A 14,274-nucleotide genomic window follows, 5' to 3' on the forward strand; every position below is an offset into this window, starting at 1 on the left:
GGGCACCACCCTAGGCCGCACCGTGCGACGACGCCCGTACTTCCCCCCACCAATGACCACACGGGCACTGCCGCAGGCATCGATTTCGCTGCTCAACGGGCGTTCATGTAGCCTTGTCGGGTTGCTGACGCAACGACCCTCCTGCCACGGACCGTCCGTGGCCGTTTCCTAGTCCACAGGAGGTGATTGGTCCGTGCGTCATTACGAAGTGATGGTCATCCTCGATCCGAGCCTGGACGAGCGCACTGTTGGTCCGTCGCTGGACAACATGCTGAGCGTCGTCAAGACCGATGGCGGCAAGGTCGACAAGGTCGACATCTGGGGCCGCCGCCGGCTCGCCTACGAGATCGCCAAGCAGGCCGAAGGCATCTACGCCGTGGTCGATCTGACCGCCGAGCCCGCCACCGTGAGCGAGCTGGACCGCCAGCTGGGTCTCAACGAGTCGGTGCTGCGCACCAAGGTTCTGCGCCACGGCAAGTGACTCTCGATTGCGTCGGTGCCTGTCTCTAGGCTCTAGCGCAAAGCGAGTGCACTGCGGACTGCATACCGAGCAGGAGGAACCACATGGCAGGCGACACGGTCATCACCGTCATCGGAAACTTGACGGCCGATCCCGAACTTCGATTCACGCCCGCGGGCGCGGCGGTGGCGAATTTCACCGTCGCATCGACTCCCCGCGTGTTCGACCGTAATTCGAATGAATGGAAAGACGGCGAAGCGCTTTTCCTGCGCTGCAACATCTGGCGTGAAGCTGCGGAGAATGTCGCCGAAAGCCTGACCCGAGGCGCCCGTGTGATCGTGAGCGGACGACTGAAGCAGCGCTCCTACGAAACCCGCGAGGGTGAGAAGCGCACGGTCGTCGAGCTCGAGGTCGACGAGGTCGGGCCCTCGCTGCGCTACGCCACCGCGAAGGTCGCCAAGGCCAGTCGTGGCGGCGGGGGCGGCGGCTTCGGTTCCGGTGGCGGCGGTGGCAACTTCGCTCCGGCCGGTGGTGGTGGCGGCAGCCGCTCCGGCGGCGCCGACGACGACCCGTGGGGCAGCGCACCCGCGGCGGGCTCCTTCGGGGGCAGCCGCGTAGACGACGAACCGCCGTTCTGAGAACGGCTCACATCGGCTCGAATTTACTGAGCCATCATTGATTACGGAGTAACCATGCCTAAAGCGCCCGCGCGCGAAAAGGTGCTGAAGAAGAAGGCTTGCACCTTCTGCAAGGAAGCCAAGTCCGGCACCGTCAATATCGATTACAAGGACACCGCCCTGTTGCGGAAGTACGTCAGTGATCGCGGCAAGATCCGCGCTCGCCGGGTCACCGGCAACTGCGTGCAGCACCAGCGCGACGTCGCCGTTGCCGTGAAGAACTCGCGTGAGGTGGCCCTGCTGCCCTACGTGTCGACGGCTCGCTGAGAAGGGAGGCATCGCAATGAAGTTGATTCTTACTGCTGATGTGGACAACCTCGGTGCCCCCGGTGACACCGTTGAGGTCAAGGACGGCTACGGCCGCAACTACCTGCTGCCCCGCGGCCTGGCGATCGTGGCCACCCGTGGCGCGCAGAAGCAGGTCGAGGGCATCCGTCGGGCGCAGGACGCGCGCAAGGTGCGCGACCTGGATCACGCCAACGAGCTGAAGCAGGCCATCGAGGGCCTGGCGGCGGTTTCGCTGTCGGTCAAGACCGCTGGCACCGGCAAGCTGTTCGGTTCGGTCACCCAGTCCGACGTCGCCGCCGCCATCAAGACGGCCGGCGGGCCGGTCGTCGACAAGCGCAGCATCGAGCTGCCGAAGTCGCACATCAAGTCGGTCGGCAAGCACGACGTCGTGGTGCACCTGCACCCCGATGTCGTCGCGAAGTTCGACCTGCAGGTCGCGGCTAACTGAGTTCATTCGAAGGCCACTCTTGTGTTCCGACACAAGGGTGGCTTTCGAGACTGTGCGGCATCGATCCCAATTGGTCGGGCCTGGGTGAGTTGTGCCTTTCGCTGAAATAGCCAATTATTTGCGAATGGGTCGAAACGGTGATCTGGACCATTCTCGACACCCCGCCGCTATCAGCTCTACCACCGGTTATTCAGCTTGTGGATCGCCCAGAAAACCAACCGGATGCAATGTGATCTAGGCCATAGTCGCGCAACACGCTGTTTACCTACAACACGCCCGGCTGTTCAACTAGACCGACACGCCGCACTTAATTCATCCACACGTGGATAGATCAAGAAATCGATATCTATCAGCGAGTTTGAACGGCGTGACCTGGGTTTTCCCCAAGTTGTACACAGGGGGTGCACAACACCAGGTAAACAGTCCCCAACTTATCCACAGGTGTGTGCACATTGCGGTTTGGTGACTGCCCTCCGGGTCGCCTAGGTTCGTCGCAGCATCATGCACGCACCACCCGGAACGGCATGATTCGGCCCCTGCCGCGGCGGTTTGCTGGAACCGCAGGTGAGACCCTCTGATGAGGTCACTCGACCGCGGTGCGCTGCCGAATGTGTCGGAGCCCGGGAGTACAACGAGTGATCAATAGGGTCGGCGGGTAGGCGTTTTCGAGCGGCCTGCAAGTGGCGAGAGAGGACGGTCGAGTCTGGTGACCACCACCGATGACCGCGGGCATACGGACTATCCGCCCGAACCGCCCGGTGAGGACTTCGGCAGGCAGCCCCCGCACGATATGGCGGCCGAGCAGTCCGTGCTCGGCGGCATGCTGCTGAGCAAGGACGCGATCGCCGACGTCGTCGAGGTGCTGCGCCCGGGCGATTTCTACCGCCCGGCCCATCAAGCGGTCTATGACACCATTCTCGATCTCTACGGCCGCGGCGAACCCGCCGACCCGGTCACCGTCGCCGCGGGCCTGGACCGCCGCGGCGAACTCAAACGCATCGGCGGCCCGCCGTATCTGGTCACCCTCACCCAGACCGTCCCCACCGCCGCCAATGCGGGCTACTACGCCGAAATCGTTGCCGAAAAGGCGATTCTGCGCCGCCTCGTCGAGGCAGGCACCCGCATCGTCCAATACGGCTACGCGGGCGCCGACGGCCAGGACATCGCCGAGGTCGTCGACCGCGCCCAGGCCGAGGTCTACGAGGTCACCGAGCGCCGCACCACCGAAGACTTCCTCCCCCTCGAGGAACTCCTGCAGCCGACGATGGACGAAATCGACTCCATCGCCTCCCGCGGCGGCATCTCCCTCGGCGTCCCCACCGGTTTCACCGAACTCGACGAACTCACCAACGGCCTGCATCCCGGCCAAATGATCATCGTCGCCGCCCGCCCCGGCGTCGGCAAGGCCCTCGCCCTTGACACGCCCCTGCCCACCCCGTCCGGCTGGACCACCATGGGCGAAGTCCGAGTCGGCGATGAACTCCTCGACACCGCGGGCCGCCCGACCCGCGTCGTCGCGGCCACCGAGGTGCTGGCCGAAAGGCCGTGCTACGAGGTCGAATTCTCCGACGGCACCGTGATCGTCGCCGATGAGCAACATCAGTGGCTCACCATTGCCGGGTCAGCTGGTGCTCGCGTCGCCGCCGTACGCACAACCGGCGAAATCGTCCACAGCGTGCATCTCACGGACAACAGCCCGAACCATCTCGTGCCGACCACCGCTCGTTCGAACGCCCGGCATATTGTGGACGTTCGAAAGATCGACACCGTCCCCGTCCGATGTGTCGAGGTGGAAAATGCCGACCACCTGTACCTCGCCGGCGCGACGATGGTGCCGACTCACAATTCGACCCTTGGCATGGACTTCATGCGCAGCTGCTCGATCAAGCACGGCCTGGCCAGCGTGATCTTCTCGCTCGAGATGAGCCGTACCGAAATCGTCATGCGTCTGCTGTCGGCCGAGGCGAAGATCAAGCTGGGCGATATGCGTTCGGGCCGCATGAGCGACGACGACTGGACCAAACTGGCGCGCCGAATGAGCGAGATCAGCGAGGCACCTTTGTTCGTCGATGACTCGCCGAATCTCACCATGATGGAGATTCGTGCGAAAGCACGTCGGCTCAAACAGCGCCACGACCTGAAACTCGTTGTGGTGGACTACCTCCAGCTGATGACCTCGGGTAAAAAGGTCGAATCCCGCCAGCAGGAAGTCTCGGATTTCTCCCGAAACCTGAAACTACTCGCCAAGGAACTCGAGGTCCCGGTAATCGCGATCAGTCAGCTGAACCGTGGTCCCGAACAGCGAACCGATAAGCGCCCCATGGTGTCCGACCTGCGCGAATCCGGTTGCATGCCTGCCTCGACTCGAATTCTGCGCGCCGACACCGGCGGTGAGACCACTCTCGGGGAGTTGCTGGCCAGCGGTGATCAACCGCTCGTCTGGTCGCTTGACGAGCGGATGCGGATGGTGGCGCGTCCGATGGTAAAGGTGTTCCCGAGCGGTCGAAAGGAAGTATTCCGTTTGCGACTCGCCTCCGGGCGTGAAGTCGAGGCGACCGGCAACCACCCGTTCCTGACCGTCGACGGCTGGATCGCGCTGGAGAAGTTGGCCACTGGCGATCGCATCGCGACTCCGCGTCTGGTACCGGAACCGGTGCATACGACCCGGATGGCGGACGCCGAGATAATTCTGTTGGCGCACATGATCGGCGACGGCTCATGCGTGAAACGACAGCCGATCCGCGATGCCAGCATCGATGAGGAGAACCTCACTGCGGTCACTGAAGCGGCAACTCACTTCGGCGTCACCGCGGTTCGTGACGAGTATGCCGCGGCCCGTGTCACAACATTGCGACTGCGCGCTCCGGGCCGGCTGACCCACGGCAAGCGCAATCCCATCGCCGCCTGGTTGGACGAGCTCGGTCTATTCGGCTTGCGCAGCTACGAGAAGTTCATCCCCCAGCAGGTATTCGCCCTCCCCAACGATCAGATCGCACTTTTCGTGCGCCATCTGTGGGCCACCGACGGCTCGGTTCGCTGGGACGCCAAGGGGCGCCAACCCCGCGTGTACTACGCATCGACCAGCCGCCGCCTCATCGATGACCTGGCCCAACTCCTGCTTCGGCTAGGTGTGCACGGGCGGATCAAGAGAGTGCCCGAGGCGGGCTACCGCGACTGCTGGCACCTGACCGTCGACGGCGCGGACAACCAGAGCATCTTCCTGCGTGATATCGGTGTCCAGGACGCCCGACGACGCGCCGCTGAATCGGCACTGACCGAACTGGAACCGATGGCACGCAACACGATCCCCAAGGAGGTCTGGACCAAGGTCCGCGGCCTGCTGTCCGCCACGGAGATGACCCACCGTGAATTTTCCGCCGCGATGGGCTCACGCTTCTGCGGTTCTGCCATGTGGAAGCACGCTCCCAGCCGCGCCCGCTTAGCACGAGTCGCCGCCGTCCTCGACGACGCCGACATCGAGATGCTCGCAACAAACGACGTCTTTTGGGACAAGGTAATCGAAATCACCAGCCTCGGTGAGCAGGATGTTTACGATGGCACTGTTCCCGGGACACATAATTTTGTGGCACAAGGCATTTCGGCGCACAATTCCCTGGAGCAGGATGCCGATATGGTGATTCTTCTACATAGGCCGGATGCGTTCGAACGCGACGATCCGCGCGGCGGTGAAGCGGACTTGATTGTCGGTAAACACCGTAATGGTCCGACAGCGACCATTACAGTCGCACACCAGTTGCACCTGTCTCGGTTTGTCGACATGGCCCGTGGCTGAACCATAGGTTGGCGTTGCTGGCATTGATCGCCGACCAGGACGTCGAGCCCGCCGAGGACGCAGATGGTTTCGCGGCTGATGTCGGCAATCTTGTTGATCCGCAACACATCCGCCAGTTTCGACAGGCTCCAGGTCGAGAACGGCCAACCCAGCTCACGGGGTCAGCACCGGGCGATCTGACATATCCGATCACGCATCGTCGGATCGGTCTTCGCCGGTCTGCTCTCGCTCCATTTTGGGTCCAGTGCGTCGAACCCTTTCTCGTTGAAGTCGTGGATCACTTGCCGCACATACGGTTCCGACACCTGCATCAGCTTCGCGATCAGCCCCACCGGTTGATGCTGGGCCGAGGCCATCACCACCACCGCCCGACGCATCCGCACCGGCTGCTCGGGTCTCACCCATCGATGCCTCCCGGGTGCAAATGGTCGCGCAGGAAGGCGAGGATTTCGCGGCGGGCGGGGCGGGCGGCGGGTACCAGGCCGGGGGTGCTGAGGAAGGTGTGGGTGGCCTTCGGGTAGTAGCTCAGGCGGGCATCGGTGCCGTCGGCGCGAAGCCGTTCGACGTACCGGCTTCCGTGATCGGCTATGGGATCCAGCGCAGCGGTGACGACCAGTGTCGGTGGCAGATCGGCGAGGCTCTCGAATTCGAGCGGCGATACAGTGCGCGGGTCGAGGGTCGGCGGCAGGCTCAGCTTGCGGGCTGCACGCAGGCGGGACAGCGAAAGTGTCGGGTTATCGGCGTTTTCCGCGATCGAGGGGTAGTCGGTCACGGTTTCGGTCCAGTCCGTGCTCGGGTAGTTCAGCACTTGGGCGTGTAGCGCAGGGCCGTCCTTGCGGGCACGCAACGCCATGAGCGCCGCGATCATGCCGCCTGCGCTCTCGCCCATTACGGCGACGGCGGCGGGGTCGACACCCCAGTCGACGGGGTCTTCGACGAGCCGGACGAGCGTGTCGTAGCCATCCTCGACCGGCTGGGGCAGCGGGTACTGCGGGGCGAGGCGATACTCCACCGATACGACCACGGCCGGGCAGCGGGCCGCGAGATGACTGTTGAGCCAGTCGTTCTGGGCAGCGGTGCCCGCGATGAAACCGCCACCGTGGAACGAGACGATCAGCGGCAGCTTCTGGTACGCGTGCTTCGGGCGGTGCACCCGCAGCATCAGGCGGCGGCCAGGCAGATCGATCGTGGATTCGGTAATGCGGGCACGACGGTCCGGCAGACCGGTGACGATCCGCGCCGCACGAGACGATGCCGCGCGGTTGGCCTTCTCGCGCAAGGCAATCAATTGATCGTCGGTCAGGGCCTCCCAGTCCCGATCATCCTTGAAGAGGCGGGTGCCCAGTGGTGCTTTTCCAAACATGACTGCAGCATGCGCGCGTTCATCGTCGGGTGTCTTGGAGAAATGTTCCGCTCCGACGGTGAGCTTGCTTCGTGGTAGGCCACGCGACATCGTCGACCGCGAGCCACGGCGCGCGTGCCACGGCCGTGGGCGTTATCCCGGTAAAGGCCATGACATCCCGATGGAGGTGGGACTGGTCGACGAAGCCGCAATCCGTCGCCACCTCGGCGACACCGTGCCCCGCGGCGAGGCGGTGCGCCGCGTGGTCGAAACGAACCAGCGTCGCGGCACGTTTGGGTGTGAGGCCGATCTGCGTACCGAACCGGGACCACAGCCGCTTACGACTCCATCCGACCTCGGCAGCCAGCTGCTCGACCCGAACCCGCCCCCGGCTCCGCACCATCTGGCCCCACGCGAGGGCGACCTCCGGATCCACCGCCCGGCCCGCCGCAAACCGCCGAGCGACCGTGGCCTGCGCGATAGCGAACCTGTCGTCCCACGACCCGGCCGCGTGCAGTTGCTCCTGGATTCGCCGAGCGTCCGAACCCCACAGATCTTCGAGGGCGACCGCCGTCCCGCACCGAACACCCAACACCGCGTGTGCGATCACCGGCGACAGACGTATCTGCAGCACATCGACGTCTCGTCCGCATCCTCGAAAGTGGCAGGGGGCCAGACCCACAACGACACTGCCTCGCCTCCGCTCACCGCCGTCGTCATCGATCAGCAGTGTGTCGCCGAAATCGATGAACACCGTCAGCGCCGGATAGGGAACCATCCGAAAATCGACGAGGCCATCCGCTCGACCGCGGAACCCGGCCATGCTGACCCCTACCGGACCACCGGGCCCTGACGGGACCGCGATATCGACCACACCCGCGGCGACACGAACCGGCACGACAGGCATACCACCATGCTACGAGCGGTGCAGCTCCTACGCCGCCCTTGGTTGTGCGGGCCAGGTCGACCACCCGAAAGACGGCCGCCCGCAACGTTCGCGCGGACTCGACGGCGTGAATGTCAGGTTGTCGCGGCGATCCGGTCCCAGGGTCCGAATTGCATAACCATGCCGTCAGCGCTGCCGGATCGGTCAACTCCTCGGCCTCGGCGGGCGAGCCGCGGTGGCGCAACGTCCGCACGTAATCGAGGCAGATCCGACCGGATCCTTCACGAACCTTCAGCCTCGCGGCCAACCATCCGGAGACCGTGCGCAGGCTGGCGCTGCTGGAGGAGCCGCATTCCGATGATCGGCTCTACGACTTCCGCCTGCTGCCCGGCCCCGCGGAACGGGCCCGGCAGCGATGGTGGTTCGCCTTCAATCAGGTCGCCGAACTACCCGAACAGCTCCTGGCCGGACGCGGCAGGCACCTGGTCGACTACCTGTGCCATCGAAATCTGCGCAATCCCGACGCCATCGATGAACAGTCCCGTGCGGTGTACACACGCGCCTATTCCCGTCCCGAGTCGATCCGCGCCGCCACACGACGACGATTGGCGCGTGCTATCGCCGGGACGGATCATGCCGTCGACCAGCGTAGCTATATCAAACGGGCCGTTAATTAGTGACATACAACTTGGCCCGAACGTAACTTTTTGTCGGACCACGGTAACGATTCGGCCCTCGAGTCCGACGTCCTTCAAGACAGATGGCCTTGTCGGGGGGCCTGTCCGTCCACTTGTCGGTTTTTGGATTGGGGAACGGGACATGGCTCTTCGGGAGTTCTTCGCGCGCCATCGCATGGCTTCGGCCATCGCCGCGCCCGCGTCATTGGGAGTGGTGGCGATCGTCGCCGCTTCGATGGCGCTGACATCGACGCACGAAACGGTCGACACGCGCCTGCGGGCATCCGTTACGGAGTGCCACGACATGGTGACGATTTCGGTCGCCGGGCGTCGGGATACGCCCGACGCCGTGACCACGAAGATGCTGGTCGATGCCAATGGCAACGCGTTGCCCGCCGCGCTGTCCGGTGATCACAGCAGCCAATGGGTCGATCCGGTCGTCAACGCACCGGCCGACGATGTCGATCCCGGCTCGTATGCCGCCGTCTACATCGCCTATCCGGCGAATATGGACACCTACGAGGACGCCGTCAACGCGGGTGTCGCGAATACCGAACAGGTGATGCGGGAAATCTCACAGGCCTGCCCGGACACCAAGTTCTCGATCGTCGGCTACAGCGAGGGCGCCGATGTGGTGCGCCGCGTCGCCATGACGATCGGGCATCAGAGCGCCGATCAGGATGGTGGCTACGGCATCGTCGATCCGGCCGATGTCGTCGGTGTCGTCATCCTCGCCGATGCCGGACGTTCGGCGGGCGACGGTCCGTTCCCGGGTTCGAAGGATCCGTACAGCAACCCCGACGGGTTCGACCAGAAATATCAGAACGGCACGAAAGCCACGTCGGGCCAGGGTGCACTGCCCGGCACGAGCGGTGACTTCGGTGCGCTGAACGGCAAGATCGCGTCCTTCTGCTCCGATGGCGACCTCACGTGCTCGGCGCCGCAGAACATTTCACTGCTGCAGTTGGTGGTGAATGTAGGTCGGCAGTTGAATGTCGATGCACTGGAACGCGACGGGCTCACCCCCGCGACCGGACAGGACGTCGCCGTTGTCCTCGGCCGAATCGCGTTGGCGGCATTCGCGGACATCCAGTCGCAGCCGAACTGGATGCAGAGCGATGAGACGTTTCTGCAAGTGCTGCTGAGGGTTTCGGATCCGGAATACAAGCCGGGACAGGCGTCGCAGACTCCGGCCAAGGCGGAAGCGATCTCGACCGATCAGATGTCGCCGCTGGCCTATCTGCCGCAGAAGGTGTTCAACGAAATCATCGGTCTCATCGTGACGAACCAGAACACCATCCCGGTGATCATGAGCGACCCCTACCAGCAGACACTCGGCCCCAATGCGACCGGTCACCACTTCGACTACTGGCGCGATGCCGACCCGAACAACGGTAAGCCGCTGACATCCGCCGAGTACGCGGCGGCCTGGCTCACCCATCTGGCGAAGCAGGCCCAGGCGGGTCAGCCGGTCGACCCGACCACCAAGCCGGAGTCGGCCGATCTCGCCGCCGCCTACCAGGCAGCGACCTCGACGACCAAGACGCCCGAGCCGAGCAAGACCACCACCGCTACCACGTCACCGACCACCACCGCCCCCGCGAAGACAGAAGTCAACAGCCGGCCGACGACCACGACCACCACCGCGCCGCCGCCGAGCACGCCGGCGGTGACGACACCACCGGCTTCGACCACCACGACCACTCAACCCCCGAAGCCGACCACCACCGAATCCACCACCACCACAACGCAATCCACGCCACCGACCACCACCAGCGGGTCGAGTCACCCCTGATCCGGTCAGGAGCGCAGGTCAGCAACGGCGATCGCGCGCACGTCCGCACACGGCTGGCATGATGTTCGGGTGACAGCGAACAGTCGAACCGATCCCGCGGACGTGGCGCATACCCGCGCCGCCTATGACGAGAACGCGATCCGCTACGCCGACTTCGTCGAAGATCACCTGGCAACACAGCCGTTCGACCGCGCCATGCTCGGCGTATTCGCGGAACTGGTGCACGACGGTCGAGTGGCCGACCTCGGGTGCGGTGAAGGCCGAATGACCGCACACCTGTCCGGGCTCGGCCTGGATACCTTCGGGATCGACCTGTCACCGCGGCTGCTCGAATTGGCGCGGGCGCAGTATCCGACACTCGACTTCGAGGAGGGCTCGCTCGAGCACCTCGATATCGGCGACGCCACTCTCGCGGGAATTCTCGTGTGGTACTCGATAATCCATCTGCCGCCCGAACGAATGCCCGCTGTGTTGGCGGAGTTTCATCGGATACTCGAGCCGAGAGGGCACGCACTGCTCGCGTTCTTCCAGGCACCCGATGTCCAGGATCCGGAACCGTTCGACCACAAGGTGATAACCGCCTACCGATGGTCACCGGATCGGCTCGCCACACTGGCCGAACAGGCCGGTTTCACGCCGATCGCCCGGTTGGTCCGGGAACCGGATCCCGGCGAGCGGGGGCGCCAGGCGTACCTGCTCCTGGTGAAGGATCGCTGATTCGGCGAACGCGAATCCGCACCTTTCAGTAAGGTTGGGGACAGCACAGGGGACATGGCTGTGCGGGCCCTTATCGACATCGTGGTCGTTTCCTTTCACCAAGACCTCAGCACCACACCGTCGTCAGGGGGCGACAGACCATGGAGCTCATTTCTCCGATCGATGCCGTATTTCTGCTCGGCGAATCTCGCGAGCATCCGACGCACGTCGGTTCGCTACAACTATTCGAGGCACCGGAGGACGCCGGGCCCGATTTCGCGCGGCGGACCCACGAGAAATTATTGGCGGACAACGAATTCCACCCCACCTTCCGCAAGCGCCCGGCAACCTGGCTCGGCGCACCGCAGTTGGCGTGGACCCAGGACGAGAACGTCGAACTCGGCTACCACCTGCGCCGATCGGCGCTGCCGAGTCCCGGCAGCTTCGCTCAACTGCTCGAACTCGCCTCCGACCTGCACAGCACCCTGCTCGACCGACACCGTCCGCTGTGGGAAATCCACGTGGTGGAGGGCCTGAACGACGGCCGCTTCGCGCTCTACTCGAAGATGCATCACGCGCTGATCGATGGCGTCGCCGCGCAGCGAGTGCTGCAGCGAACGCTCACCAACGATCCCGCGGCGAGCGAAACACGCGTGCCGTGGAACCTGCCTCGGTCGATGCGCAAGACCGAGCCGTCGGGCTCGCTGCTGGGCGGGCTCGCGCGAAAGCTCTTGTCGGCGGCCAATTCCGGGCCCGCCGCGCTGCGGGTCGCACGCGCCGCACTGGTGCAGCAACAGTTGACCATGCCCTTCGAGGCGCCGCGCTCGATGTTCAATGTGCCGATCGGCGGCGCCCGCCGGTGCGCGGTCCGGTCCTGGCCGCTGGAGCGGGTCAAGCAGGTCAAGAAGGCGACCGGCACGACCGTCAACGATGTGGTGCTCGCCATGTCGGCCGGTGCGTTGCGCGCGTATCTGATCGAACAGAATGCGCTGCCCGATAAGCCGTTGATCGCCATGGTTCCGGTCTCGCTGCGGGCCGATGAGGACGATGCCGAAGCCAGTGGCGTGAAGGTCGGTGCGATCCTGTGCAATCTGGGCACCGATATCGCCGATCCGATCGAACGGCTGCGCGTGGTGAGCGAATCGATGCGCCACAGCAAAGAGGTCTACAACTCGCTCTCGCCCATCCAGACCATGACCCTATCCGGGTTGATGCTCAGCCCGCTGGCCCTGACCCTGCTGCCCGGCATGCTGTCGTTCACGAATCCGCCGTTCAATATCGTCATCTCGAACGTCCCGGGCCCGAAGGAACCGCAGTACTGGAACGGCGCCCGCCTGGACGCCTCATACCCGATGTCGATTCCGTTCGACGGGCAGGCCGTCAACATCACCCTCACCACCAATGTCGACAGTCTGGACTTCGGGCTCGTGGGCTGCCGCCGCAGCGTGCCGCGACTGCAGAGCCTGCTCGACCACCTGGAGAATTCGCTGGCCGAACTGGAGCAGTCAGCCTCCTGACCGTCTGATCCGGTCGGCCGGTACGGCTACCCCAAGAAAACTAGAACGTGTTACATTCGATGTCAGGCGTCCGCGCCTGTCGACGAAGCTACCGCCGCATCATGGCGATATCTGCGGCAGTTGGCCGAATCGGCAGCGCGGGCCGGTGACCAAATATGCAACCCGTTCCAGCACTCGTCAGCCGTTGTGATCCGGCTGCTGAGCAAGTAGGGAGACCAGCACGCCATGCGTACCGAAATCTGCGACCGGCTGGGGATCGAATTCCCCATCTTCGCCTTCACACATTGCCGCGATGTGGCGGCCGCGGTCAGCAATGCCGGCGGACTCGGCGTGCTCGGTGCGGTGGGCTTCACCGCCGAGGAATTGGAAGTCGAACTGGCCTGGCTCGACGACCATGTGCACGGTGTGTACGGCGTCGACCTCGTCATCCCGTCGAAGTACGAGGGCAAGGGCATCGATGACCTGACCCCCGAACAGCTGGAAGCCAAACTGGCGGAACTGGTTCCGCAGGAGCACCGGGACTTCGCGGAGAAGCTCCTCAACGACCACAATGTCCCGCATCTGCCCGACGGTGAGCACCACAACCAACTTCTCGGCTGGACCGCGACCACTGTCGCACCGCAGATCGAGGTGATCCTGCGCCATCCCAAGGCCAAGCTGGTCGCCAATGCCCTCGGCACCCCGCCGCCGGATGTGGTCGAGCAGATCCAAGGCTCCGGACGGCTCATCGGCGCACTGTGCGGTTCGGTGAAGCATGCGCTCGACCACAAGCGCGCGGGCCTGGATTTCGTTGTCTGCCAAGGCACCGAGGGCGGCGGGCACTGCGGTGAGATCTCCTCGATGGTGCTGTGGCCGCAGGTGGTCGATGCCATCGGCGATATGCCGCTGCTGGCCGCCGGCGGTATCGGCAACGGTCGTCAGGTCGCCGCGGCCATGGCGATGGGTGCGGCGGGTGCGTGGACCGGCTCGCTGTGGCTGACCGTAGAGGAGGCGAATGTGCCGCCCGCACAGATGCAGACCTACATCGACGCCACCAGCCAGGACACCGTGCGCTCGCGGTCCTGGACCGGTAAGCCGTGCCGCATGCTGAAGAACGACTGGACCGAGGCCTGGGAGGCGCCGGAGAATCCGGATCCGCTGCCCATGCCGCTGCAGATGATGGTGGCCCTGGACGGCGTCAAACGCGGGCACCGCTATCCGGAGGCTGCCAAGGATGTGAACTTCAATCCGGTCGGTCAGGTGGTCGGCATGATGAACAAGGTGGAGCGCTCCGCCGACGTGATCGCCCGGCTGATCAACGAATACGTGGAGGCGTGCGACCGCCTGAACAAGCTCAATAGCGCCATGTAACAGGCTCTTCGACGCCGCCTCGACCGTTCGGGGCGGCGTTTTCGTTCCTCCCGTGGCTGGGTAGCCGTTCGTCGGCGCACGCGGTATACAGATGATTCGCATTGTTACGGTGCGAGCGCTCGCGTCAGTCTTGGGAGGTCGGCATGTATCCCTGCACCAACCCTCGGTGCGGAAGTCGCGGACATAATGAGCCGGAATGTCCGAATCTGGTACATGCCGATCTGCCGCAACGGCGAAATCTGGTGGTGCTGGCCGTACTTGCCGTCGCGATCGTGAGTTCGCTGGTCCTCGCCGCCTTCGCCGCAGCACCGCATTGATATGAAGCCAGCGCCGCGTCCAGCTAGG

The 14,274-nt window shown here is 64.4% G+C and carries 15 protein-coding genes; 11 read left to right on the top strand and 4 right to left on the bottom strand.

Annotated features, from left to right (window positions below; genetic code table 11):
• Positions 1-193 precede the first annotated feature (193 nt).
• The 5 genes from rpsF to ACQPXH_RS32520 all read left to right on the top strand — a co-directional run bounded on the left by rpsF (position 194) and on the right by ACQPXH_RS32520 (position 5,666).
• Complete coding sequence (gene rpsF / locus ACQPXH_RS32500) at positions 194-481, top strand: 30S ribosomal protein S6 (protein WP_040697500.1); 288 nt, start codon at positions 194-196, stop codon at positions 479-481.
• 83 nt (positions 482-564) lie between these two features.
• Positions 565-1,098 (top strand): single-stranded DNA-binding protein, encoded by a 534-nt coding sequence (locus ACQPXH_RS32505; protein ID WP_433600210.1) that lies wholly within the window; start codon positions 565-567, stop codon positions 1,096-1,098.
• Between the two features lie 54 nt (positions 1,099-1,152).
• Positions 1,153-1,404: a 30S ribosomal protein S18 gene (gene rpsR, locus ACQPXH_RS32510; RefSeq protein WP_040697505.1), complete on the top strand. Its 252-nt coding sequence runs from the start codon at positions 1,153-1,155 to the stop codon at positions 1,402-1,404.
• Positions 1,405-1,420: 16 nt separating this feature from the next.
• Positions 1,421-1,873: a 50S ribosomal protein L9 gene (rplI, locus tag ACQPXH_RS32515; RefSeq protein WP_433600211.1), complete on the top strand. Its 453-nt coding sequence runs from the start codon at positions 1,421-1,423 to the stop codon at positions 1,871-1,873.
• A 706-nt stretch (positions 1,874-2,579) separates the two neighbouring features.
• Entirely contained in the window at positions 2,580-5,666 is a 3,087-nt protein-coding gene (locus ACQPXH_RS32520; protein ID WP_433600212.1) for a replicative DNA helicase, read from the top strand.
• Positions 5,667-5,827: 161 nt separating this feature from the next.
• Here ACQPXH_RS32520 and ACQPXH_RS32525 read toward each other — a convergent pair whose 3' ends face one another.
• From ACQPXH_RS32525 to ACQPXH_RS32540, 4 genes are read right to left on the bottom strand one after another with little or no spacing between them, the layout of a single operon-like run.
• Positions 5,828-6,043, bottom strand: coding sequence for a helix-turn-helix domain-containing protein (locus ACQPXH_RS32525; protein ID WP_433600213.1), 216 nt, complete (start codon positions 6,041-6,043; stop codon positions 5,828-5,830).
• A 20-nt stretch (positions 6,044-6,063) separates the two neighbouring features.
• A complete protein-coding gene (locus ACQPXH_RS32530) occupies positions 6,064-7,029 on the bottom strand; it encodes an alpha/beta hydrolase (protein WP_433600214.1) in 966 nt (321 codons plus the stop codon).
• Between the two features lie 19 nt (positions 7,030-7,048).
• Positions 7,049-7,831, bottom strand: a complete 783-nt coding sequence (locus ACQPXH_RS32535; RefSeq protein WP_433600215.1) for a helix-turn-helix domain-containing protein — start codon at positions 7,829-7,831, stop codon at positions 7,049-7,051.
• Positions 7,725-8,201, bottom strand: a complete 477-nt coding sequence (locus ACQPXH_RS32540; RefSeq protein ID WP_433600216.1) for an ABATE domain-containing protein — start codon at positions 8,199-8,201, stop codon at positions 7,725-7,727. The genes ACQPXH_RS32535 and ACQPXH_RS32540 overlap by 107 nt, the downstream gene beginning before the upstream one ends.
• A 13-nt stretch (positions 8,202-8,214) precedes the next feature.
• Here ACQPXH_RS32540 and ACQPXH_RS32545 point away from each other — a divergent pair, with 13 nt between their 5' ends.
• The 6 genes from ACQPXH_RS32545 (at position 8,215) to ACQPXH_RS32570 (ending at position 14,246) form a co-directional block, all read left to right on the top strand.
• Positions 8,215-8,571, top strand: a complete 357-nt coding sequence (locus tag ACQPXH_RS32545) for a hypothetical protein (protein ID WP_433600217.1) — start codon at positions 8,215-8,217, stop codon at positions 8,569-8,571.
• 142 nt (positions 8,572-8,713) lie between these two features.
• On the top strand, positions 8,714-10,366 hold the full coding sequence (locus ACQPXH_RS32550) for a cutinase family protein (RefSeq protein WP_433603666.1): 1,653 nt from the start codon (positions 8,714-8,716) through the stop codon (positions 10,364-10,366).
• Positions 10,367-10,435: 69 nt separating this feature from the next.
• On the top strand, positions 10,436-11,083 hold the full coding sequence (locus tag ACQPXH_RS32555; protein ID WP_433600218.1) for a class I SAM-dependent DNA methyltransferase: 648 nt from the start codon (positions 10,436-10,438) through the stop codon (positions 11,081-11,083).
• 140 nt (positions 11,084-11,223) lie between these two features.
• On the top strand, positions 11,224-12,579 hold the full coding sequence (locus ACQPXH_RS32560; protein ID WP_433600219.1) for a WS/DGAT/MGAT family O-acyltransferase: 1,356 nt from the start codon (positions 11,224-11,226) through the stop codon (positions 12,577-12,579).
• 225 nt (positions 12,580-12,804) lie between these two features.
• Positions 12,805-13,929 (top strand): NAD(P)H-dependent flavin oxidoreductase, encoded by a 1,125-nt coding sequence (locus ACQPXH_RS32565; protein WP_433600220.1) that lies wholly within the window; start codon positions 12,805-12,807, stop codon positions 13,927-13,929.
• A 143-nt stretch (positions 13,930-14,072) separates the two neighbouring features.
• On the top strand, positions 14,073-14,246 hold the full coding sequence (locus ACQPXH_RS32570; protein ID WP_387286910.1) for a hypothetical protein: 174 nt from the start codon (positions 14,073-14,075) through the stop codon (positions 14,244-14,246).
• The last annotated feature ends 28 nt before the right edge of the window (positions 14,247-14,274 follow it).

Source organism: Nocardia sp. CA-135953 (assembly GCF_050955735.1).
GTDB lineage: Bacteria > Actinomycetota > Actinomycetes > Mycobacteriales > Mycobacteriaceae > Nocardia.

Excerpts from the sequence above, each read along its gene's own strand:
- ACQPXH_RS32505 (WP_433600210.1), top strand. The coding sequence starts at position 565 with ATGGCAGGCGACACGGTCATCACCGTCATCGGAAACTTGACGGCCGAT.
- rpsR (WP_040697505.1), top strand. The coding sequence starts at position 1,153 with ATGCCTAAAGCGCCCGCGCGCGAAAAGGTGCTGAAGAAGAAGGCTTGC.
- rplI (WP_433600211.1), top strand. The coding sequence starts at position 1,421 with ATGAAGTTGATTCTTACTGCTGATGTGGACAACCTCGGTGCCCCCGGT.
- ACQPXH_RS32525 (WP_433600213.1), bottom strand. The coding sequence starts at position 6,043 with ATGCGTCGGGCGGTGGTGGTGATGGCCTCGGCCCAGCATCAACCGGTG.
- ACQPXH_RS32530 (WP_433600214.1), bottom strand. The coding sequence starts at position 7,029 with ATGTTTGGAAAAGCACCACTGGGCACCCGCCTCTTCAAGGATGATCGG.
- ACQPXH_RS32535 (WP_433600215.1), bottom strand. The coding sequence starts at position 7,831 with ATGGCCGGGTTCCGCGGTCGAGCGGATGGCCTCGTCGATTTTCGGATG.
- ACQPXH_RS32550 (WP_433603666.1), top strand. The coding sequence starts at position 8,714 with ATGGCTCTTCGGGAGTTCTTCGCGCGCCATCGCATGGCTTCGGCCATC.
- ACQPXH_RS32560 (WP_433600219.1), top strand. The coding sequence starts at position 11,224 with ATGGAGCTCATTTCTCCGATCGATGCCGTATTTCTGCTCGGCGAATCT.
- ACQPXH_RS32565 (WP_433600220.1), top strand. The coding sequence starts at position 12,805 with ATGCGTACCGAAATCTGCGACCGGCTGGGGATCGAATTCCCCATCTTC.
- ACQPXH_RS32570 (WP_387286910.1), top strand. The coding sequence starts at position 14,073 with ATGTATCCCTGCACCAACCCTCGGTGCGGAAGTCGCGGACATAATGAG.